Here is a 22,316-nt window from a genome sequence, read left to right as displayed (position 1 = left end):
ACTTTTTCATGCAGCTTTTTTAAAAAAGTGGGTTCAGCTACCTTTTGAACGCACTTTTTCATGCAGCTTTTCCAAAAAAGTGGGTTCAGCTACCTTTTGAACGCACTTTTTCATGCAGCTTTTCTAAAAAAGTGGGTTCAGCTACCTTTTGAACGCACTTTTTCATGCAGCTTTTCTAAAAAAGTGGGTTCAGCTACCTTTTGAACACATTTTTAATACTAACTAACAAAAAAAGTGCCTTCACTTACATCATGAAAGCACTTTAACACACATCCTAAATACATCCAGCAGATAGAATACTCCTAACTGTAATTCAGTATTCTTAAAAAATTATTTACTTTGTAGTTGCTTTTCACGTTTTCTTAATTCTATCCGGCGGATTTTACCCGAGGTTGTCTTTGGCAATTCATCAATAAATTCAATTTTTCTAGGATATTTATATGGAGCCGTAAGTTTTTTTACATGATCTTGCAGTTCTGTTGTTAATGCTTCTTCATCAACATTGACTGGTTCCTTCAACACTATGTAAGCCTTTACAATATTTCCGCGAACTGGATCAGGACTTGCAACAACAGCACATTCCCGTACAGCCGGATGTTTTGTTAAGGCATCTTCTACTTCGAACGGCCCAATCGTATAACCTGAACTAATGATAATATCATCACTACGACCTTCGTACCAGAAATAACCATCTTCATCTTTCTGTGCTTGATCGCCAGTTAAATACCAATCCCCACGATAGGATTGCTTCGTTTTTTCTGGATCTTTATAGTATTCCTTAAAAAGAGTAGCTGTACTTTTATGAACCGCAATATCACCAACAACTCCAGGCTTACATGGTTCACCATTTTCATCGATCACTTCAATTTTATAGCCAGGAACAGGTTTACCCATTGAGCCTTCTTTTATTTTCATACCTGGTAAAACACCGACAATCAGTGTATTTTCTGTTTGACCATAACCGTCACGAACAGTAATATTAAATTCCTTTTTAAACGTTTCTATTACTTGAACATTTAGCGGTTCTCCTGCCGATACCGCACTACGTAGATTACTTAAATCGTAGTTAGAAAGATGATCGAGTTTTGACATAAATCGGTATTCCGTTGGTGTACAACATAGAACATTAATTTTAAAATCTTGCAATAACTCAAGATACGTTTCTGCATCAAAACGTCCATTGTAGACAAAAGCTGTTGCACCTAGACCAATCGTGGATACAAATGGGCTCCAAATCCATTTTTGCCAACCGGGTGCTGCTGTTGCCCATACCAAGTCCCCTTCTTTTACGTCAAGCCATTGTTTGGAAGCGATTTGTAGGTGAGCATAGGCCCAACCATGGGTATGTACGACAGCCTTAGGATTTCCGGTAGTACCAGATGTATACGGGAGTATTGAAATATCATCTCTGCTTGTTTTTGCACCTGCATATGTATCGCTTTCATTTGCCGCTAATTCTGATAAAGATGTCCACCCCTCTGTTTTTTCGTCACCAATTGTAAGCTTAAATTTTAACGAAGGTACTTCTTCTGTCATCGAATCAATTTCTGCCGTTAAATGATTGTACACGATCACACCAACTGCTTCAGAATGATTAATTCGATAACTTAAATCTTTTGCGCGTAACATTTCCGAACATGGAATTACAACTATCCCCGCTTTAAGACAAGCTAAATAAATATAATAGGATTCAGGTACTTTTGGAGAGATAATTAAAACTTTATCTCCCTTCTTTATCCCAAGATTTGTTAGCGCATTGCCATACCGATTCATTTTTTCAACTAGTTGTACGTAGGAAATCTCTTTCACTTCCCTATTTACACTTACCCACTTAATAGCAATTTTTTCAGGATTATTAGCATATTTTTCTACTTCTTGTGTGAAATTATAATATTGTGGTGCTACTAAATTTTCCATTCCATCCCCTCCTAGTTGAATTTTCAGTTAAAATTATACTATATTTTAATATTTTTGAATATTATTTTTTATTAATAATTTCGGTAACTTTATAACTGAATAATTACAACGATCGTATTCACACCCATTTTTTGACTTTTGTACAAAAATCTATTATTTTTAATACGATAATAAGGAGGGATTGTATGACTTTACACCATTTTCATTTAAAAGCACATTGGCCAGGACTTCGAAATGATGTAGGGGAAATTGAGGCAGGAAATTTAAAGACGACCGTTTCCATTCCACCAGAAATGGACGGACCGGGTATCGGAACAAATCCGGATGAAATGCTATTAGGAGCAGCAGCGACTTGTTATATCATTACATTAGCTGCCATGATGCAACGAAGTCACTTAGAAAAAGAAGATTTAACTCTGGAATCAGAAGGAATTGTGGATGTAACAGATGGGGTGTTTACATATAAAAAGATTATACATCGGCCGACTATTGTGTTAAAAAAAGAGGCAACTGAACAAGATAAAAAATTAGCCATGCGTCTTGCTGAAAAAGCTGAAAAATCTTGTATGATTTCAAGAGCTATCCAAGGAAATGTTGAATTAGAGTTAGAGGTTACAATCAAGTAAACTATATTTTTACGTACTTCGAAATTTGATAATGATTCAACTGTTGCTGATATAAAATTTATTCAGTAACAAAGCTTTTTTACAATAAATAGGACCGCATTTCTGCGGTCCTAATTTTTTCACTTTAATGTTCGTTTTAAAAATTCCTTTGTCCGATCTTGTTTTGGATTATTAAAGATTTGGTCAGGTGTTCCTTCTTCTGCAATAACACCTTTATCCATAAAGACAATGCGATCTGATACGTCTCTTGCAAAATCCATTTCATGAGTCACAATGATCATTGTTAAACCACTGTTGGCCAAGTTTTTCATTACCTCTAAAACATCACCAACCATTTCAGGATCAAGAGCTGATGTAGGTTCATCAAATAACATAACATCCGGATCCATGCTAAGAGCTCTTGCAATAGCAACCCGTTGTTTTTGACCCCCAGATAGTTGTTTCGGTTTTGCATGAATAAACTGATCCATACCAACAAGCTTTAAATATTTTAAAGCCTTCTTTTCCGCTTCTTCTTTTGAACGTTTCAACACTTTTATTTGTCCAACAGTACAATTACTAAGTACATCATGATTATCAAACAAATTAAAGCTTTGGAAAACCATTCCCATTTTTGTACGGTGATGATTGACATCTTTCATATCTTCTAAAATATTCGTACCTTCAAAAATAATTTTTCCACCACTAGGCTTTTCTAATAAATTGATACAACGTAGTAAGGTTGATTTTCCTGAGCCAGAAGAACCAATAATACTAACAACTTCACCCTTCTTAACAGAAAAATTAATATCTTTTAATACCTCACGTTCACCAAAATATTTGCTCAAATGCTGAATATCAATAATCGTTTCAGTTTGAGCATCTACTTGCTGAGCTAACTTATTCATTATGACCTTCCTTTCAAATCAAGCTCTTAGTCCTTAAACTTCGGCAAATCAACTTGCATTTGATTGCCAACTAAATTGTAATTTTCTGGTCCTTCCAATTTGCGCTCTAGTAACCGTAATATTCTTGTCACTGTAAAAGTCAAGACTAAATAGATAACAGAAGTAATAAAGAACGTTTCAAAGAACATGAAGTTTGCACCGGCAATTGTATTAGAAGCGAAGAACAACTCAGAAACAGATATAACATTTAATACCGATGTATCTTTTATGTTAATGACAAATTCATTACCTGTTGCTGGTAAAATATTTCGAATCGTTTGCGGCAATATAACATTCATCATTGTTTGATAGTGATTCATGCCAATTGCTTGAGCAGCTTCAAATTGTCCCTTATCAATGGATAAAATCCCTCCTCGGACAATTTCTGCCATGTATGCACCAGTGTTTATAGACACAATTAAGTAGGCTGCTGTCATATTATCAATATCGATTCCAAAAGCTAAGTCTAAGCCATAAAAAATAACCATAGCCTGTACCATCATCGGAGTGCCACGGAATACTTCTATATAAAACGAGAGAATCCAATTTATCACACGTAAAAAAATTCGTTTTATTCGATTTTCTGGTGTAGGAATCGTCCGAATCACACCAATAATTAAACCAATAATAGAACCGATAACCGTACCTACAATGGCAATCAATAAGGTTACGCCTGCTCCTCTTAGAAAAGCGTCCCAGTTATTGATAAATATATCGGCAATAACTTCAAAATTCATACTAAATTCCTCCTAGTAGATAAAGAGGAGGATGTCCTACATGGTAATACACTTAAGGACAACCTCGATAAAATTTATTGTGAAGCTGGTTGGTTGCGTATAGCAGCATCCATAATTTCGTCACGCTCTTCTTCAGATATACCAGCTAAGATTTCATTAATCTTTTCTGTTAAATCACTGCCTTTCTTTAACCCCACTGCAATGGCAGTATCTTCATCAGAGGTTTCAAATCCATCTTCAAACTCAACAAACGTAAGTTTATCGTTAGCAGAAGTTGCTGATATTGCTTCTGGCCGTTCAGAAACATAACCGTCAATTTTTCCAGCTTCCAATGCTACACGCATTGTTGAAAAATCATTCATTGCTTGTTGTTTGTTAACACCATCAATTTGGTCAATAACTGAATAATGGAATGTATTTAATTGTGCTGTAATTTTCGCACCACTAAAATCTTGAATGGAAGTAGCATTTTCATATGGACTTCCCTTTTGGACAACCATGACTAAATCAGATTTATAGTAACTATCTGTAAAATCAATGGCTTTTTTACGATCTTCAGTAGGGGACATTCCTGCTATAACCGCATCAATTTTTTCCGAATTTAACGAAGGAATTAAACCTTCCCAATCCGTTTTAACGATTACTAACTCTTTTCCTAGTTCTTCAGCAATTCGTTTTGCAATTTCGACGTCATACCCGCCAGCATATTCTTTCAAACCTTTAATTTGAACAGCACCGTTTGAGTCATCTTTTTGTGACCAGTTAAACGGTGGATACGCTGCTTCTAGTCCGACAACAAATGTATCTTTTTCACTAGAACTTGAACCTGAATCACTACCTCCTCCACAAGCTGCTAAAAACCCGCTTATGAATAATAAAGTTATACATAACATAAATATCTTTCTCATTGAATTCCCTCCTAAAGTATTTTTTACCAATATATCTCTTAACATGAGATAAATATTACTTTTCATTCGTTTTTTCAAACGAAAAAACGACCCGAGGTGAACTCAGGTCGTTGACATGCAAAATTGTGCCGTACAACAAGTCCCCCTACTTTTTCCCTAAATGAGATAGCACAACTCAGGTATACGGGATAAAATACCTGAGACAGTCTTACAGTTATTCACTGTAAGCCCAGCAAGTAATACTGAGAAATATTACAAGCTTCGGCGATATTTCCTCATCTTTGATTCATAGCGTTCTCAAGCTCCTCAAAAGACTATTAAATACCGCGCCTCTACCTCACCGAAGTAGTGAGGATTCTATTAAATTGTCGAATCTATATTACAACTTAACTATCATCTTGTCAACCTAAATAATTGAATTGAAGATTCTAACTTTCAGTGAATATCTTGGATATGATGGTCAACTTAATATAGGTCGCCTCATTGTATGGCGACCTACTCCCTAAAGTTTACGCAACTTCACGTTTGGCAATTTGATTTAATTCTGCTTGAGGAATTTTCCACAGCTCTCTCCATTTTTTAATGGCAGAGACTAAAATAACAACTCCAAGAATCAACATAACTATTGAAAGGACACCGTTTAGTACATTATATCCGTCAGCTACAGGATTTAAGTAGACATTTTTTACCATCCAAATACCTGCGACCATTACGGTTACAAACAAGTAAGCAAGAGGAATCAAACATGTTAACATGTATCTACGTTTTGTTGCAATTTTAAGAATAACTGTTGCACCAACAATTAATCCAATGGATGCCATTAATTGGTTTGAAACGCCGAATAGTGCCCAAACAGAACTAATATCTCCCGATAATAGCAGATATCCCCACATAACACAGGCAAGTGCACTAGCAAATATATTTGCACCGATAGACTTAAGATCTTTCAACGGTTTATAAAATGTGCCTATGAAATCTTGAATTAAATATCGTGCAGTTCTAGTTCCCGCATCAATCGCTGTCAGGATGAACACTGCCTCAAACAATATGACGAATTGATAGAAGAATGAAGCAAGATGATTAAAAAATGGGACCGCTGTAAATATTTCGGTCATTCCTACTGCCAATGTTACCGCTCCACCAGTTCTACCTTCTAAATCCATCTCTACTTTTTCTTCAAGTTCTGATAAGTGGACCGTTTCCATACCTAATTCAGCGAATTTTTCAGGTGATGAGTTAATCGCAAAATAGTCTCCTGGTTGTAAAGAAACAGCTGCAACTAATGCCATAATAGCAACAACACATTCTACTAACATACCGCCAAATGCAATCGGTTTTGCATCTCTCCAGCGATTAATCATTTTCGATGTTGTACCAGAACTAACAAATACGTGGAAACCAGAAATTGCCCCACAGGCAATTGTTATTGAAATAAATGGCCATACTGGACCTGTAACAACCGGACCTCCATCTAGCAATTCAGTAAATGCAGGAAATTGAACAGTCGGATTAATAAAGAGAACACCCACGATTAAAGCACCAAAGACTCCTACTTTCATGAAAGTACTTAGGTAATCACGTGGTTGTAATAATAACCAAACTGGTAAGGCTGCAGCAAAAAATGCATATATTGGTAAAATAATTGCTAAAGTACTACTTTCAAGTGTTAATAGATCACCAAGCCATGTACCTTCAATGTACTGACCAAATATAACAGCAATCATAATTAATGAAAAACCAACAATTGTTGCTAATTTTAGGTTTCCAGTTTTTCTATGATATAATCCTACTCCCATTGCGATAGGGATTGTAATCGCTACCGCAAATGTTCCCCAAGGATTTCTTTCAAGTGCATTTAAAACAACTAATGAAAGTCCTGCCATTGTAATCGTTATAATAAATAACATTGCTAATCCAGTACAAAATCCTGCAACAGGACCAAGCTCTTCTTTAGCAACTTCTGAAAAGGATTTACCATCTCTTCTCATTGATGCAACAAGTACAACAAAATCATGAACAGCTCCCCCAATCACCGCACCAATTAATAGCCACAGTAAACTCGGTAAGTATCCAAATTGAGCTGCTAAGATTGGACCAACGAGTGGGCCTGCAGCAGCTATAGCGGCGAAATGATGTCCAAAGGTAACCCATTTATTTGTTGGGACATAATCTTTTCCATCTTCATGTTTATGGGAAGGCGGTTTCATTTCTTCCTCTAATTCCTCTACTTTAAGGACTTTTGCCGCCATAAAAGTACCATATAACCGATATGCAATCAAAAGTATACAAATAGAACCAATCACGATTGTAACCGCGTTCATAAATATTTCTCCTCCCTCATTCACTAGTTACCGACATTTTACAAAATAAAAACGCTTTTTCTCGTTTTTCATAGTAACTTGCAAAAATCGGGAGGTGAAAAACAAAGACTGGTAGATAAAATACAATTCTTGCTGAAAATGTTGATCATTTGTCACAATTTCCATTTGTTATATGCCAATAAATTGCTTTAAATCTTTAGCATACGTTCTACTTACAGGGACTTTCGAACCATCACTCATTAATAAGTTATATGTGGAATTAAACCACGGTTGTATTTCCATAATTAAATCTGTATTAACTATAAAACTACGGTGAACTTGCAAAAATGGATGGTTGATTAATTTTTTAGCAAATCCTGATAAAGTTTCAGCAACAACATATTCATATTGAATTGTTTTTAATTTACTCTTTCCTTCTTTAGCCTCAAGATATACGATGTCAGCAGGATTAACCAAAATGATTCGTTCATCTAGATTTACAGCTAATTTATCAGTCCTTTCGTTCTTCCCTCTACTGATGTCGACATCTTCGTTATAGCCTTTATTTCTAATATTGTTAACTTTATCTAATGTTTTTTGTATTCTTTTTTCGTCATATGGTTTTAAAACATAATCTACGGCATTTGTATCAAAGGCTTGTAAAGCATATTCGTCATAGGCTGTCACGAAACAAATGGCTGGGACCGATTGCAAACGATCCATTTTTTTTGCTAGGGTCATACCATTTTCTTCATCTAATTGAATATCTAAAAAAACAATATCCGGCTGATTGATGGCAATATCAGTAAAAGCTTCTTCTATATTGTCACTTTCACCGACTACTTTTACCTTCCTTGTCCGATTAAGTATATATTTCAATTCATCTCTTGCTAATGGTTCATCATCAACAACATAAGCTTTAAGCACCTAGACCATTCCCTTCTTCATAGATTGGTAGAATAATTGAAACAGTAGTTCCATAGTATTCTTTACTCTCAATCTTTATACTGGCCTTTCGGTTATAAAGACCGTGCAAGCGCTCAAATATATTAAATAATGCCGTTCCATTCCCTTTTTTCGAATGAACAACTTGTTTACCGAGCTGACTTAATTTTTCCTGGGATATCCCTATTCCATTATCCGTTACTATAATATTTAACTGGTTGTCTTTCAGATAAATTCGAATGTATATAGCCCCTTTATTTTTACTACCAGGAAAACCATAATTAACTGCATTTTCAACAAGTGGTTGTAAAATAAATGGCGGTATTGAGTAGTTTTCCATCTTTGGATCCACTTGAAACTTGAATTGGAATTTCTCTGGAAAACGGGCTTGGACTAAGGCAATATATGCATGCACAACTTCAAGTTCCAGCTTTAATGGTACAAACGGTTGCCTTGCTCCTTGGATATTCCCGCGGAAAAAGGAACTTAATTGCAACAATAACTCGCGTGCTTTCTCAGGATTGGTTCGACAGAGAGCGGAAATTGTATTTAAACTGTTAAACAAAAAATGAGGATGAATTTGTGAATGTAACGCCTTAATCTCAGCATCTTTCAACAACTTCGCCTGTTTCTCTGCTTCCACTAGTTCCAATTGGGTAGAAAATAATTCTGCTAAACCATTCGCTAAATGTTCTTGTACTTGATCTAACTTTGCTGGATTGACAAAGTACATCTTTAATGTCCCAGCTGTTCGATTTTTTACCTTTAAAGGGATGACGATTGCTGCTTTTAACGGACAATCATGTTCCCAACAGCCAATCTCCTCTTTTGAACGAGCAACATCGACTTGCCCCGATCGAAGTACGCGATTTGTTAATTTCGTTTCTGGTTTCAATAATGGCTTATGGTGATCACTAGCTATACCAACATGGGCGAGAACCATTTGTTCATCTGTTATCGCTACTGCATCAGCTTCGGTCATATCAAGAATAATTTCCGATATTTTTTTACAGGATTCAATATTTAGTCCTTCTCGAAAATACGGTAAAGTCTTTTCTGCGATGGAGAATGCTGTATCCGTTTGCAAAACACGCATGCGAACATCTTCTCGTTTAGCATGTTTGATAATGAGCATAAACAACATCGTTCCGAATCCATTAATCACAATCATTGGAAAACTTATAAGTTTAACTAATTCTAAAGCAAGATGAAAAGGTTCTGCAATGAATAGAATAATAATCATTTGAAATGTTTCCATAACCATACCAGTTACAACAGCAAAACCTACGGTTATTTTCTTTCCTGATTCTCCTCTTTTCCTACCTAAATATCCTGCCACAATACCTGCTATTATCGTTGAAATTGAACAAGCAAAAGCAGTAAATCCACCTAGAAAATAACGATGGATACCAGCAATAAGTCCTGAACCAATTCCGACGACTGGTCCACCTATTAAACCACCAATGACAACACCTAGTACTCTCGTATTTGCAATAGCATTATCTTCGTCGATAAACGAATGCCAGCTCATATAATCTGTATATCTATTAAAAACTTCTATTCCCGTATAATTACTAATGATGCCAAACATTCCAAATAAAAGGATTAACATGAGTTTATCTTTACGATCCTGTTCGTTTTGGATTATTTGGCGAAAGGTGCGTAACTGTGCAAGTAAAAAAGCGACGATTAATATAATTCCAGTCTTTTCTAGCATAAACGGTACTAAGGTAAACATAACCACCCTACCTATCATGATGATTTTTACTACAATCGTCTCAATATATTAGTATACAATATACTCATTATGAGTAAAATTACGGTAAACGATTTTACTTTTAAAAAAATGGATCGGTTACCTTATTTTTCACATAGCTTATTCAAATCTTTTATAGTATAATATAATAGTTTTTTACATACATACACATAAATGTTAAAAATCTAACAAAATGAAATAAAGGAGAAGTCTTTTATGTGGTTTCTTTTTGCCATATTAACCACCTTATCATGGGGGGCTGCGGATCTTTTTTATAAAAAAGGTTCAAATGCTAAAGACAAATACAGCCATTTAAAAGTATCTATCATGGTCGGGCTTGTAATGGGGATTCACGCCTTATGTTATATGTTCGTGAAAGGCATTCATTTTGACCCTTTCGACATGGTGAAATACTTACCTGTATCTATTCTTTACATTCTTTCTATGATTATTGGTTATTTTGGACTGCGTTACCTTGAATTATCTATTTCTTCCCCAGTTCAAAACTCATCTGGTGCAATCACTGCCATCTTATTACTTATTTTCTTCCCTCAACCAATCGGTTTGATCAATGTTATTGGAATCGTATTGATTACGGGTGGGGTCATTGGTTTAGGTGTTCTCGAAAAACGAGCACAAACACAAGCTTTGCAATCAGACAAAGTTAATATAGACCCGAAATATCAACTAAGTATTTTAGCAATTACCTTCCCTATTCTTTATGCGATAATCGATGCTTTAGGAACATTTGCTGATGGTATTTATTTAGATGAGTTAGCTTTAATTAGTGAAGATGCAGCACTTTTAGCGTATGAATTTACTTGGTTCATTGTTGCCATTATATGTTATATCTATATACGCATAATAAAAAAAGAAAACTTCCATATTTTAAAAGAGCCAGTACGTGCTACTGCAGCTATCTTTGAAACGGCAGGCCAATTTTTCTATGTGTTTGCAATGGCCAAAAACGCTGTTATTGCAGCACCGCTCATTGCTTCTTATAGCATTGTTTCGGTCATTTTATCTCGTATATTCTTAAGAGAAAAATTAGACAAAGCATACTATTTCGTCATTGCTATCGTATTAATTGGGATTGCGGTTTTAGGTGTCGCAGAAGAATTGTGAAAATAAAGAGGCTATCAATAGGATAACGGTAAGGTTGTTAGTATCGTTTCTTCCTTTGCCAGCCTCTTTTTTTTGATGAACAATGGTTTCTGTTTCTCTCCATATCACTTGAATTTAGGTAACTGCTGAAATTATTCCCTCTTCATTAAACCATATTTAATTAATTCCTTTAAGTGACGATTCCACTCCTCTTTCGGCACATGAAAATGGTTTGGAATCGTAAGTGATTGAAAAATATAAGCAAGAATTAAAGAATCAGGTATATCTTGTTTTAAGACTTTTTCTTTTTTACCAAGATTGATAAAATTCTGTAACAAACGATACATTTCTAAATGTAACTTCTCTAGTTCTTCTTGATTTTTTTTTACCCTTTGATTACTTTTCCCATTAATCTGCTTACCAATTTCAATGAAGGTATGGACATTCATACGATCAAAAATTTGCTTCATTAAAAATTCAAACTGATCTTCAAAGGTTTGATAATTGTCAATATATTGCAATTCAGAAAGAAAGGCATTTAACTCGTGAATCATAAAAGCTGTAATAAGTTCGTCCTTATTCGCATAATATTTATAAATTGTTCCCCTTGATACCCCTAAATGTTCCGCTAAAATACTGAAGGTAAAACCTTCATATCCATTTTTTAATAGAAGATTTTTCACAGCTTGAAAAAGCTCGATTAACGTAAATTTCCGTTCCCGCGCCAATCCTATCACCCCTTATATAAATTACCATAATCAATACACGAAAAAAGGAGGAACAGAACGTCCTCCCAAATTACAATTAATTAATCTTAGTGTAATTTTGCTTTTTCTAATTCACCAAGGAATTTATCATTTAATACTTTAATATACGTACCCTTCATACCGAGTGAGCGGGATTCGATGACACCAGCACTTTCTAGTTTTCTAAGCGCATTAACAATAACAGAACGAGTAATTCCAACGCGATCCGCCACTTTGGAAGCTACTAAAATTCCTTCTTTTCCGTCTAATTCCTCAAAAATATGCTCAACCGCTTCAAGTTCACTGTAAGATAGAGAAGAAATCGCAATTTGTACTGCTGCTTGGCTACGAGCTTCTTCTTCTAGTTCTTCCGATTCAGCACGTAAAATTTCCATACCAACAACAGTAGCACCATATTCTGCTAATACAAGATCATCATCTTCAAATTCTTGATCTAAACGGGAAAGTATTAATGTTCCTAAGCGTTTACCACCGCCGTTAATCGGAACAATTGTAGTTAATGCATTTGGAAGGATTTCATGATTATCCATAGGAAATGCAGTATATTCACTATCAACACCTAGATTTGCTGTCGTTTCACGAATGTTAAATAGATTGTTTGCATATTCTTCAGAAAACTGTTTTTCATCTATCATCTTTTTAAGTTTTTCACTTTCTACCCGTTGAGGTACTTCTAAACCTAAAAGTTTCCCTTTTCTGCTGACAACATAAACATTGGCATCAATTACCTCACTCAATGTATCAGCCATCTCTTCAAAATTTACTGGTCTAGCACCAGTACTTTGCAACAATGCATTAATTTTTCTTGTTTTTGCTAATAAGTCCACATTAAATCCTCCTATATTTTTTATTATTATGTGTATTTTTTATAAAAATAATCGTAGGACTTTTCTATATCTTATGCCCTCTGTTTATTCTAGAAATTTATGTCGTTAATAACTTCACAAAAAAGTCCTTAAAATAATGAGTAGAACACATCTCTACCCAAAAAATAATAATAATATAAAATTCGACAAAATACAACAAATACATTAGAACTTTTAGAATTGTTTAACACGAGGTTGTGAACTTAGATCCAATTATTTTAATAAAAGTAAATGGATCTACTACTTTTTGTTACATATAAGGAAGATTACTATAAAAAGTAAAATTAAATCATATCAAAATATAGAGTTTTATCGAATATCATCATTGAATTAAAAGTATTCTTCCATAATATGGCTTCTAACAAAATTTGGCCCAAAATGTGGACAAAATTTAAAGAATACTCCGTTTGAGTAACAAATTATACGAATGTTATTCTGAACATATACTTCGTTCGAAATCAGCAATAATTTAAGGAGTGTTTATTTTGTTAAATTTCAACTGGAAAAAGTTAATTCTGATTACAATGGTATCCGTTATGTTTTTTATAGTAGGATGTGGAAATAACAATACTGAAAGCAGTATAAATGAAGATGGATCAACCAATTATAGTAAGGCAGTAGATTATACGATTATCGGCATTGAACCAGGAGCCGGAATAACCCAACAAGCAAAAGAAACGTTAGAAGAATACGAAAATCTAGCCGGTTGGGAGCTCCAAGAAAGTTCTACAGCCGGCATGTTGGCCGAACTAGAAAATGCGATTAAAAATAAGGATCCGATTATTATTACAGGTTGGAATCCACATTACAAGTTTTCTCAATATGATTTAAAATATTTAGAAGATCCAAAAGGCTCTTTTGGTGGCGAGGAATCTATTCATACAATTGTTAGAAAAGGATTAAAGGAAGACATGCCTAACGCTTATAAAATTCTTAATCAATTCCATTGGGATGTCAAAGATATGGAATCGGTCATGTTAGAAGCACAAGAAACTTCTTTTGAAGAAGCTGCTAAAAATTGGATTAAAGCTAATCAAGATAAGGTAACTCAATGGATTAAAGATACTGAACCTGTTAACGGAAAATCTATAGAATTAGTATCAACACCTTGGGATACTGAACGAGCTTCAAGTGAGGTACTTAAACAAGTACTAGAGAAACAAGGATTTAATGTTAAAGTAACACCCGTTGATCCTGCTGTCGTTTTCCAAGCAATCGCAGATGGTGAAGCGGATGCATCTCAAGCACCATGGTTACCTTCAACTCACAAACCATTTTATGAAAAATATAAGGACGATATTGTCGACCTAGGCGAAAACTTAAAAGGTACAAGAACCGGCCTTGTCGTTCCAACTTACATGAATATTGACTCCATTGACGATCTTCAACCTAAAGATGGATAATAAAAGTGAACATAACTTCATTGCATTGATTTAAAAAGGAGAATTCGAATCATATTCGAATTCTCCTTTTATCAATTAAATATTTATACAGGTTGTTCAACTGTTTCCTTTTCTTCAACGTTTTCCTCTTCTTCTTCCGAACCCGTTGATACAACTGAAACAATCGTTTCATCATCTTCATGATTAATTTTAATTGATTGATAGTCATCTCTAATATCCGCAACTTTAACTGTATCGCCAACTGCTAAATTCGTTACATCAACTGTAATTTTTTCAGGGATTTCTGTTACTCTTGCTGTAATATCTAGATCATGTAAAACTAGTTGTAAAGTGCCACCGAGTTTCGTTCCTTTGGCCACCCCTTCAACAACAACTGGAACATTCGTATCAATTTCGCTTTTCTGATCAACAAATAAAAAATCGGCATGGATGACATCCTGAGTAAGACGATCTACTTGATAGTCCCCTAGAATTACTTTTTTTACTTCGCCATCAATTATCATATCAATAACTGCATTTCTGCCGTGTTTTCTTAATACTTTCAATAATTCTCCCTTTTTTAAAGAGATTGCCGTTGTTTCTTCCTTATTACCATAAGCAACTGCGGGAACATAACCATTTTTTCTTAATTGGCTTACCACTGATCTCTTAAAATCCTTTCGAACTTCTGCGACTAACGCTGTACTCATAGCTCGTCACCTTCCGTTTTCAGAATTTTAGACATCTGTGTAACCAATGATGTAATATATCCTATTACACTATCATTATATTAAATTGTGTATTTTTTATCAAAATTTTTGAACAATTATTATACTCATATGTAAACTTAAAGTATAGCTAGTAGGTACACATATATAAAGGAACTGTCCAGAAAGTCTGAATATAGGGATCATTGTAAGGTATGTTGAGGGACGCGCATCCAATTGGGCGACCTCAGCGCAAGTACGTTTGCGGGGTTTTCGGCCCATGTGCCTGGACGCTTTTATGCAAAAATTGCTGTTCCCGCTTGAATCGTCACCAACTCCCCCTTCAAAATTCCGCTTTTTTAGACTTATTGGACAGCCCCCACTATTAATCGGTTAAATTATCCGATATTCTTTTTCGTTTTAGAAAGTGCTGCTTCATCTACAACAACCGTTACATTATCATGGTTTCTTAATATAGAAGCTGGAAAGTCTTCACTTACTTCTTCTTTATCTAATAAACGAGCCACTGCATCTGCTTTACTTTCCCCGGAAACAATTAATAAAATTTCTTTACTTTCCATAATTGTACCGATTCCCATCGTAATGGCTTGTTTTGGCACATCATCTAAAGATGCAAAAAATCTTGAATTAGCTTTACGAGTAGATTCGTCTAATTCAACGACATGTGTTCTTTGTGTAAATGGAGTACCTGGTTCATTAAATCCAATATGACCATTCATTCCCATGCCTAATAATTGCACATCAATTTTTCCTACTTTTTGAATTCGTTGCTCATATTCTTGACACTCTTTTTGTAAATCAGGTGCCACACCATTTGGAAGGTTTACATTTTCTTTTGTAATATCAACATGATTAAATAACTTTTCCATCATATAAAAGTGATAGCTATTTGGATCATTTTTATCTAATCCCACGTATTCATCTAAGTTAAACGTTGTAACATTTTTGAATGAAACTTTTCCTTCTTTATACTTTTTTATCAACTCTTCATATAATCCTTCTGGGGTTGATCCAGTAGCCAATCCAAGAACAGGCTTATCTAACTCTGCAATTCTTTTAACAAGATAATCAGCTGCATATCGACTCATTTCATCATAATCTTTTACTTTCACAATTTTCATTGCTATTTCGCTCCTTTCAAGGCAATATTGCACAACAAAATAGTAATATATACTCAATTTATTTTATCATTTTCATTATAAATACTAATACGTATTTTTTCCTCGTTTTCTAAAAAAGTATGTACATTTATTTATTATATTCATATACCTAAAAGACACTACATATAAGAGAGAATTTACGTTATTTCAAATAAGTTTACTACTTATTCAACCAAATAATTCAGATAAAGCTCTTAAATAAGACCCCATATCACCTAGCAACAATATGTAAAATGTATCACACTTAAACTTACTATACCGATATTATTGACAAATAACAATACAGAATAAAAACTGTCGAGAATTTGACATATTTACCTAATCCTTGATATTTGTGACATTTTTATATAAGAAAATGAACTATTGTAATTGAGACTATGGTTCGCTTTCTTTTTAATAAAACATCAAAGCCTATCCTCACTTTCCAAAAAGTAAAAGATGACTATACATTAAAACGCATTTTCAAAGACTTGTCTAAAAAGTTTTTTCGATAACTTCAATATGAAGTTATCATGTGATCATCTGGGAACATTGCCTAGAAGTATTGCGCTTATAAACAAAACGATAATTAGGCTAGTTTTGGGAATACAGTGATTATATAAAGAAGAATTAAAAAACTTATCCCATATTTTTTTAGAAAAAGCAGAACTCGATTAAAAGAAGTCATTGAAATTGCTCAAAATCGTGGTGAACTCATTGATAAACCAGTTATCCAAATTATAAATATGGTAGGGACCACAATCGCTGGATTTCTTATTACCCGTTTTGCTCTCTTAAATGTACAAGCAACAATGAAATCGATGAATTTTGTTAATTTTATCATGAATGGAATTTGACGAAATTGAAACAAGGACAGGTCTCTTTGCGCCCATTGGCACGAAGAACCTGTCCTTCTGTATTAAAGTTGTGCCTCCTTTGAGTTTGAATTGACTGCTTTTTCTTCTTTGATTTTTTCTTGTAAACGTTTCGTTTCCATAACTATAATTCCAGATAATCCAATAAGAGCAATTAAGTTCGGAACAGCCATCAAACCATTCAAAATATCTGCTAATGACCATATGAGATCTAAAGAGGTCGTAGCACCTACAAAGATAAAAAGTACAAAAACTGTGCGATAGCCCCATACTGCTTTTGGACTTTTAAATAAGTATTGAAAACATTTTTCACCGTAATAACCCCATCCAAGAATTGTTGAAGAAGCAAAAAATAATAATCCGAATGTGATTAAATATGGACCAATGTCTCCAATTAATAAACCGAAAGCCTCTGATGTTAAAACGCCAGCAGCAATGCTTTTATCTTCCCATAAACCAGACATCACTATGGTAATCCCCGTAATCGAACAAATCATTAATGTATCGAAAAATACTTGAGTCATTGAAACCAATGCCTGTCTGCCCGGTAAATCTGTTTTTGCAGCAGCTGCAGCAATTGGGGCAGAACCCATACCCGCTTCATTTGAGAATAGACCACGTGCTACCCCATAACGAATGACCGCACCGACAGTTCCTCCAAGAGCAGCCTCACCAGAAAAAGCATGGGTAAAAATAGTGGCAATTGCTTCAGGTACTAAATTAATATTTACAATCATGACATAAATACCAGCTAAAATATAAAAGAGTGCCATAAATGGAACAAAATAAGATGTAACCCGACCAATCCATTTTATTCCACCTAGAATAACAAGTCCTGCAAAAAGAACTAGAACAAGCCCTGTTACCCACGCTGGTATAGAAAAGGTGCTGTTCATTAAATCGCTAACAGCTTTTGCTTGCGTGCCATTACCAATTCCAAAAGCTGCCAACGATCCAAAAATCGCAAACAATACAGCTAGCCATTTCTGTTTAAGTCCATGTTCTAAATAATACATTGGACCGCCTGCCATATTCCCTTGTGAATCTTTTACCCGATATTTAACAGCTAAAATGGCCTCACCATATTTAGTTGCCATCCCAAATAATCCGGCTAAAAACATCCAAAAAACTGCACCTGGACCGCCAAGCACAATCGCAGTCGCAACTCCAACAATATTACCAGTACCGATGGTGGCTGCTGATGCCGTTGTTAATGCTTGAAAATGGGAAATATCCCCTTCTGAAGAATGATCTTGATTCGGTGAAAAAGTTAATTTAAAGGCATAACCTAATGTACGAATTTGTAGAAAACCTAGACGAAATGTTAAATAAATACCAGTACCAACTAACAGAACAATTAAAGGAACACCCCAAACAAAATCACTAATATTTCCTAACAACTTTTCTAATTGTTCCATATGTTATACCCCCTATATCAATCCACAGATTTTAGATACCGTCTTCCTCCCTTCTATCTTTATTTTATAGGGACTGAATTTTCGCATTTGTCCCATAATTATAATAAATACAAAAACAGGAAACATGTCAAGATATTTTTGAAAGGATTATTCTTTTCTACCTACTTCTAATGTACTTCTTAAGCTAGAATGCTTCTAATCATAAAGTCACTAGAACTTTTCAAAAAAATAAAAAGAACACCTTACCCTTTTTCAATCAAGGTAGGTGTTCTGGTCTCATCTACAAGATTTTCATTTTCTTTATAACCATTTGCTGATCCAAGTCCCATAAAACGATTTCACCATTTTCATAATAGGCACATGATCGTGAACCGTCTTTAGGAATTGTCGTACTTCCTGGATTCAATACAATCATCCCATTTTTTTCTTCCAAAACTTTAATATGGGTATGACCTGAAACGACTACATGACATCCTAGTTCTTTCGCCTTTTGAATCCGCTCTTCTTCTGTTTCTTCATAACCATGTATGAGAAAAAATTTATACCGATCAAATTCAACAATGGTTGATTTTTTGGAGAGATCATGTTCTAACACCATTTCATCCACATCCGCATCACAGTTACCACGTACATAAATGATATCTTGCCGTTGGCTAAGTTGCTCGGCTAACTTTTTCGGGTTATACGTTTTAGGCAGGTCATTGCGCGGACCGTGATAAAGAACATCACCGAGATGGCAAATTTTCTCGGCATCATTTAACACTTCTAATGCTTCTAACGTATCCAAAAATCCTCCATGTGTGTCGCTAATAAAACCTAATTTCAATTCCACTCACCCTTACTTAGTTAGTTTGATCATTGCCATCACATTTCGTCATTTAAAAAGATTGACTATTTTACAAATAGCTATTTAAACCTTAAATATGTCCCTACTCTATTAAGTATATAATAAAACACAAAAAATGAATAAATTCATCTCTTTACGTAAACCGGATATTTTATTAAAAAATGTCAAACCTAAAATAAACATACTTTTAAACAAGGACTATGGGAGGAAGCAATATGAAAAAATGGTTTAAATTACTTACAAGTATATTACTTGTTTTTAGTTTAACTGCTTGTGGCGAGAATGGTACAGACGAAGGAAAAAATAAAGATACAGAAGAAGTGCATGAGAACCATGATCAAGATGATAAAGTAAAAGAAAGTGAAATCGGTAAACTTACAGTAGTTAAACAGAAAAAAGATCTAAATCAGACTATTAAAAGTGGTCCAATGAACATTACAATTACAAGTATTCAGGCGGCAACACTACAACCAAACGACGAATATAAAGAAGCATTTTTTGACAATAAAGACGAAGTAACAATCGTTACAATTGCAATGAAAGTTGAAAATACATCCGAAGACACAATTAGTATATATCCGAATCAAGCAGCATTAACAACAAATACCGGTGAACAAGTAGACGCTGATATGCTATTATCCGATGATATTGGTGGGGAATTTTTTGGCAAAGTAAATAAAGAAGGCGATGTAATTTTCCAACTTGACGCACCCGCAGACGAAATTACAAAAGTAAAATATATTGTGGATGGTGCTCATGACACGGATTATAATTCATTGAGTGATCAAATACAAGTTGATTTAGAATTTTAAAAGGACAAGGCTATAATTCCTTGTCCTTCAACATTTTAGACAGTTTTATGAAAAAATTTAGAGAGGACATATATAAAGCGATGCAACCTTTTTATGTGTAAATATATAACGATATGCACGACTTATAATATGGGAGTTTCATCTTTCTCAATATAAAAATCAATGTTTTCTTGATTAATTTCTTCGTTTGATATATGTCTTAATTTTGATGCTGGAATATTTCAAGCTCTCCAGCTATTCCTCCACCTTTAACCTATATGATAATCATATCTATTTAGTAAAAAACTCACGTGTTAATTTCATAAATTCTGATACCATTTCAGGCAAAAAACGATTTTTTTCATATGCGAGATAAACGGTTCTTCGAATGTCCATATCAACGATCTTCCTCACAATATATTTTCCATTTCTTGTGTACTTCACATAATTTTCTGGTACGATTGTGACTCCTAACTTATTTTCAACTAGTTGAGATGCGGTTTCAAATCGTTCGATTTCAAATTGAATATTTGGTCGTAAGCCGAGTTGCATAAATGCTTGTAAGATGTCTTCTCTAGACTGAAACCCTTGTTTGCAAACAATAAAAGAATCATTTGCTAAATCCTGTAATTTGACAGTTTTCTTCCTTTGTAATGAATGATCAATTGGCAGTAAAGCGACAAGCTTTTCCTTGTATAAGGGTATTACGTCAATATCATTATTCCGGATATATTGGTTTGTAATTGCCAAATGAATATCAAAATTAAGGAGTGCGTCTTCAACATTTTGTAAGCTTAAAATTTCTAATAATCTTACTCTAACGTCCGAATATTTCTTTTTAAAATTTATAATAACATTAGGCACCCAAACAAGAGAACTCTCTATTAAACCAATGGACAATTCAAATGGACCCTTTTCCTTCATTTTATTTGCTTCTTCTTTAATTAAATTAAAGTGTTGAATTAATTTTAATGCTTCCGAATAAAAGTATTTTCCTTCAGCAGTTACACGAAAGGAACGTGTATTTCTGTCAATTAATTGAATACCAACTTCTTCTTCAAGTCTCTTAATTGCATTACTCAAGGATGGCTGTGAAATATGAAGTTGTTCCGCTGCTTTTGTAAACCCTCTTTGATTCACTACAGTTATAAAATATTGTAATTCCCGAACATCCATCAAAATCATCCTAAATTATAGTTTTTATTTATAAACCGATTAAAAATTAATATTTGTTAACGAATCATACCATAGTTATAATATTTTTAAAAGTGTATCAAGTCAGAAAATATATTAGGAGGTGAGTTCAAATTTATAAACAGCCTCAGAGTCAACTTTGGCAGGGGAGAAATGACGGTCCAGATTCATTAAGCTCAAGGATCTTCCAAAAGGTGGAATTACAAACCATTGAATCCATAAAAACCTATAAGGGTACCAACAGCTTTTGTATTATGGGATTTGAATGTGATGAAGGGGTAAGACGCAATAAAGGTCGAATTGGTGCAGCAGAAGCACCTAAAGAAATTAGACGATATCTTGCAAGTATACCTTATCACTTCAATGAAAATGTAAAGTTAATCGATACTGGTAATACGGTTTGTGAAGGGACAAATTTGGAAGCTGCACAAAAAGAATTAGGGCATTATATAAAAACTATTTTACAAGCTTCTGCTTTTCCTGTCATTCTGGGTGGAGGACATGAGACTTTGTATGGACATTATTTAGGTGTCCGTTCTTATCTCGGAGATTCCGTGTCCTTAGGAATAATTAATATTGATGCACATTTTGATATGAGAAATGATTCGTTACCTTCTTCAGGTACTATGTTTAAACAAATATTAGAAGAAGATCAAAATACAAGCTATCTTGTTCTTGGTATTCAAAAGTATGGAAATACAAAGAGATTGTTTAATACTGCTGAGAAATACAATTGTATTTATATTCTCGAAGAAGATATTGAAAATTACCCAAAAACTTTCCAAGTCATTGATCACTTTTGTAAGAAACATGATGCAATCATTTTTACCCTTTGTACAGATGCAATCTGTTCAGATGCAGCACCTGGCGTAAGTGCACCTTCTCCTTTCGGTTTAAATAAGAAGGTCGTACGCAATTTGATAAAATACATTTCGAAAAAAACAAATTTACTAAGTTTTGATATTTCAGAGGTTAATCCTTTGCTTGACCAGGATGGAAAAACCTCAAGACTAGCAGCCTATTTAATTGCTGAACTCATATCAAATAGACAGAATATTGTAAGCGCTTAACTTTTTTTAAGAAAGGGGAT

At 34.3% G+C, this 22,316-nt stretch carries 19 protein-coding genes and 1 riboswitch; of the genes, 5 read left to right on the top strand and 14 right to left on the bottom strand.

Annotation, left to right across the window (positions count from 1 at the left end; all coding sequences use genetic code 11):
• Nucleotides 1-330: 330 nt before the first annotated feature.
• Nucleotides 331-1,917, bottom strand: a complete 1,587-nt coding sequence (gene mbcS / locus OEV82_RS03940; RefSeq protein WP_263061103.1) for an acyl-CoA synthetase MbcS — start codon at nt 1,915-1,917, stop codon at nt 331-333.
• A 185-nt stretch (nt 1,918-2,102) separates the two neighbouring features.
• Here mbcS and OEV82_RS03935 point away from each other — a divergent pair, with 185 nt between their 5' ends.
• Nucleotides 2,103-2,543, top strand: coding sequence for an OsmC family protein (locus OEV82_RS03935; RefSeq protein WP_173658064.1), 441 nt, complete (start codon nt 2,103-2,105; stop codon nt 2,541-2,543).
• A 119-nt stretch (nt 2,544-2,662) separates the two neighbouring features.
• On the opposite strand, the gene OEV82_RS03930 is transcribed toward OEV82_RS03935, so the two are convergent.
• From OEV82_RS03930 to OEV82_RS03905, 6 genes are all read right to left on the bottom strand, one after another.
• Nucleotides 2,663-3,430 (bottom strand): amino acid ABC transporter ATP-binding protein, encoded by a 768-nt coding sequence (locus tag OEV82_RS03930; RefSeq protein WP_317630465.1) that lies wholly within the window; start codon nt 3,428-3,430, stop codon nt 2,663-2,665.
• 26 nt (nt 3,431-3,456) lie between these two features.
• Nucleotides 3,457-4,206 carry an amino acid ABC transporter permease gene (locus OEV82_RS03925; protein ID WP_173658405.1) on the bottom strand — a complete coding sequence of 250 codons (750 nt, stop codon included), beginning with the start codon at nt 4,204-4,206 and terminating at the stop codon, nt 3,457-3,459.
• 74 nt (nt 4,207-4,280) lie between these two features.
• Complete coding sequence (locus tag OEV82_RS03920; protein ID WP_263061102.1) at nt 4,281-5,114, bottom strand: transporter substrate-binding domain-containing protein; 834 nt, start codon at nt 5,112-5,114, stop codon at nt 4,281-4,283.
• Nucleotides 5,115-5,272: 158 nt separating this feature from the next.
• A riboswitch (Lysine riboswitch) is annotated at nt 5,273-5,457 on the bottom strand.
• Between the two features lie 166 nt (nt 5,458-5,623).
• A complete protein-coding gene (locus OEV82_RS03915; protein WP_263061101.1) occupies nt 5,624-7,435 on the bottom strand; it encodes a carbon starvation CstA family protein in 1,812 nt (603 codons plus the stop codon).
• A 168-nt stretch (nt 7,436-7,603) separates the two neighbouring features.
• Complete coding sequence (locus tag OEV82_RS03910) at nt 7,604-8,341, bottom strand: LytR/AlgR family response regulator transcription factor (protein ID WP_173658402.1); 738 nt, start codon at nt 8,339-8,341, stop codon at nt 7,604-7,606.
• On the bottom strand, nt 8,334-10,097 hold the full coding sequence (locus tag OEV82_RS03905; RefSeq protein ID WP_173658401.1) for a sensor histidine kinase: 1,764 nt from the start codon (nt 10,095-10,097) through the stop codon (nt 8,334-8,336). The genes OEV82_RS03910 and OEV82_RS03905 overlap by 8 nt, the downstream gene beginning before the upstream one ends.
• 234 nt (nt 10,098-10,331) lie before the next feature.
• On the opposite strand from OEV82_RS03905, the gene OEV82_RS03900 reads away from it, so the two are divergent.
• On the top strand, nt 10,332-11,240 hold the full coding sequence (locus OEV82_RS03900; RefSeq protein ID WP_173658400.1) for an EamA family transporter: 909 nt from the start codon (nt 10,332-10,334) through the stop codon (nt 11,238-11,240).
• A 131-nt stretch (nt 11,241-11,371) separates the two neighbouring features.
• Here the strand turns inward: OEV82_RS03900 and OEV82_RS03895 are convergent, their stop codons facing one another.
• Both OEV82_RS03895 and codY read right to left on the bottom strand, forming a co-directional pair.
• Nucleotides 11,372-11,947 (bottom strand): TetR/AcrR family transcriptional regulator, encoded by a 576-nt coding sequence (locus OEV82_RS03895; RefSeq protein WP_328112078.1) that lies wholly within the window; start codon nt 11,945-11,947, stop codon nt 11,372-11,374.
• Between the two features lie 86 nt (nt 11,948-12,033).
• Nucleotides 12,034-12,813: a GTP-sensing pleiotropic transcriptional regulator CodY gene (codY, locus tag OEV82_RS03890; protein WP_173658397.1), complete on the bottom strand. Its 780-nt coding sequence runs from the start codon at nt 12,811-12,813 to the stop codon at nt 12,034-12,036.
• 524 nt (nt 12,814-13,337) lie between these two features.
• Between codY and OEV82_RS03885 the strand changes: the two genes are divergently transcribed.
• Nucleotides 13,338-14,255 (top strand): glycine betaine ABC transporter substrate-binding protein, encoded by a 918-nt coding sequence (locus OEV82_RS03885; protein ID WP_263061099.1) that lies wholly within the window; start codon nt 13,338-13,340, stop codon nt 14,253-14,255.
• A gap of 83 nt (nt 14,256-14,338) precedes the next feature.
• Here OEV82_RS03885 and OEV82_RS03880 read toward each other — a convergent pair whose 3' ends face one another.
• The 4 genes from OEV82_RS03880 to yfcE form a co-directional block, all read right to left on the bottom strand.
• Nucleotides 14,339-14,944, bottom strand: coding sequence for a 50S ribosomal protein L25 (locus OEV82_RS03880; RefSeq protein ID WP_173658396.1), 606 nt, complete (start codon nt 14,942-14,944; stop codon nt 14,339-14,341).
• Between the two features lie 395 nt (nt 14,945-15,339).
• Nucleotides 15,340-16,083 (bottom strand): glucosamine-6-phosphate deaminase, encoded by a 744-nt coding sequence (gene nagB, locus OEV82_RS03875; protein WP_263061098.1) that lies wholly within the window; start codon nt 16,081-16,083, stop codon nt 15,340-15,342.
• Between the two features lie 937 nt (nt 16,084-17,020).
• Nucleotides 17,021-18,394 (bottom strand): alanine/glycine:cation symporter family protein, encoded by a 1,374-nt coding sequence (locus OEV82_RS03870; RefSeq protein WP_263061097.1) that lies wholly within the window; start codon nt 18,392-18,394, stop codon nt 17,021-17,023.
• Nucleotides 18,395-18,674: 280 nt separating this feature from the next.
• Nucleotides 18,675-19,220: a phosphodiesterase gene (yfcE, locus tag OEV82_RS03865; protein ID WP_263061096.1), complete on the bottom strand. Its 546-nt coding sequence runs from the start codon at nt 19,218-19,220 to the stop codon at nt 18,675-18,677.
• A 236-nt stretch (nt 19,221-19,456) separates the two neighbouring features.
• Here yfcE and OEV82_RS03860 point away from each other — a divergent pair, with 236 nt between their 5' ends.
• On the top strand, nt 19,457-20,053 hold the full coding sequence (locus tag OEV82_RS03860; protein WP_173661800.1) for a DUF4352 domain-containing protein: 597 nt from the start codon (nt 19,457-19,459) through the stop codon (nt 20,051-20,053).
• 270 nt (nt 20,054-20,323) lie between these two features.
• On the opposite strand, the gene OEV82_RS03855 is transcribed toward OEV82_RS03860, so the two are convergent.
• Nucleotides 20,324-21,208 (bottom strand): LysR family transcriptional regulator, encoded by an 885-nt coding sequence (locus tag OEV82_RS03855; protein ID WP_263061094.1) that lies wholly within the window; start codon nt 21,206-21,208, stop codon nt 20,324-20,326.
• 131 nt (nt 21,209-21,339) lie between these two features.
• Here OEV82_RS03855 and hutG point away from each other — a divergent pair, with 131 nt between their 5' ends.
• Nucleotides 21,340-22,296: a formimidoylglutamase gene (gene hutG / locus OEV82_RS03850; protein ID WP_263061113.1), complete on the top strand. Its 957-nt coding sequence runs from the start codon at nt 21,340-21,342 to the stop codon at nt 22,294-22,296.
• The last annotated feature ends 20 nt before the right edge of the window (nt 22,297-22,316 follow it).

It is taken from the genome of Pallidibacillus thermolactis, assembly GCF_025660415.1.
Taxonomy (GTDB): Bacteria; Bacillota; Bacilli; order Bacillales; family Caldibacillaceae; genus Pallidibacillus; species Pallidibacillus thermolactis.
Note: the sequence above shows the minus strand (reverse complement) of the source record. Positions and strands in the feature narration are given on the sequence as shown.

Coding starts and splice junctions, on each gene's coding strand:
- mbcS (WP_263061103.1), bottom strand. CDS start 1,917: ATGGAAAATTTAGTAGCACCACAATATTATAATTTCACACAAGAAGTA.
- OEV82_RS03935 (WP_173658064.1), top strand. CDS start 2,103: ATGACTTTACACCATTTTCATTTAAAAGCACATTGGCCAGGACTTCGA.
- OEV82_RS03930 (WP_317630465.1), bottom strand. CDS start 3,430: ATGAATAAGTTAGCTCAGCAAGTAGATGCTCAAACTGAAACGATTATT.
- OEV82_RS03925 (WP_173658405.1), bottom strand. CDS start 4,206: ATGAATTTTGAAGTTATTGCCGATATATTTATCAATAACTGGGACGCT.
- OEV82_RS03920 (WP_263061102.1), bottom strand. CDS start 5,114: ATGAGAAAGATATTTATGTTATGTATAACTTTATTATTCATAAGCGGG.
- OEV82_RS03915 (WP_263061101.1), bottom strand. CDS start 7,435: ATGAACGCGGTTACAATCGTGATTGGTTCTATTTGTATACTTTTGATT.
- OEV82_RS03905 (WP_173658401.1), bottom strand. CDS start 10,097: ATGTTTACCTTAGTACCGTTTATGCTAGAAAAGACTGGAATTATATTA.
- OEV82_RS03900 (WP_173658400.1), top strand. CDS start 10,332: ATGTGGTTTCTTTTTGCCATATTAACCACCTTATCATGGGGGGCTGCG.
- OEV82_RS03880 (WP_173658396.1), bottom strand. CDS start 14,944: ATGAGTACAGCGTTAGTCGCAGAAGTTCGAAAGGATTTTAAGAGATCA.
- nagB (WP_263061098.1), bottom strand. CDS start 16,083: ATGAAAATTGTGAAAGTAAAAGATTATGATGAAATGAGTCGATATGCA.
- OEV82_RS03870 (WP_263061097.1), bottom strand. CDS start 18,394: ATGGAACAATTAGAAAAGTTGTTAGGAAATATTAGTGATTTTGTTTGG.
- OEV82_RS03860 (WP_173661800.1), top strand. CDS start 19,457: ATGAAAAAATGGTTTAAATTACTTACAAGTATATTACTTGTTTTTAGT.
- OEV82_RS03855 (WP_263061094.1), bottom strand. CDS start 21,208: ATGGATGTTCGGGAATTACAATATTTTATAACTGTAGTGAATCAAAGA.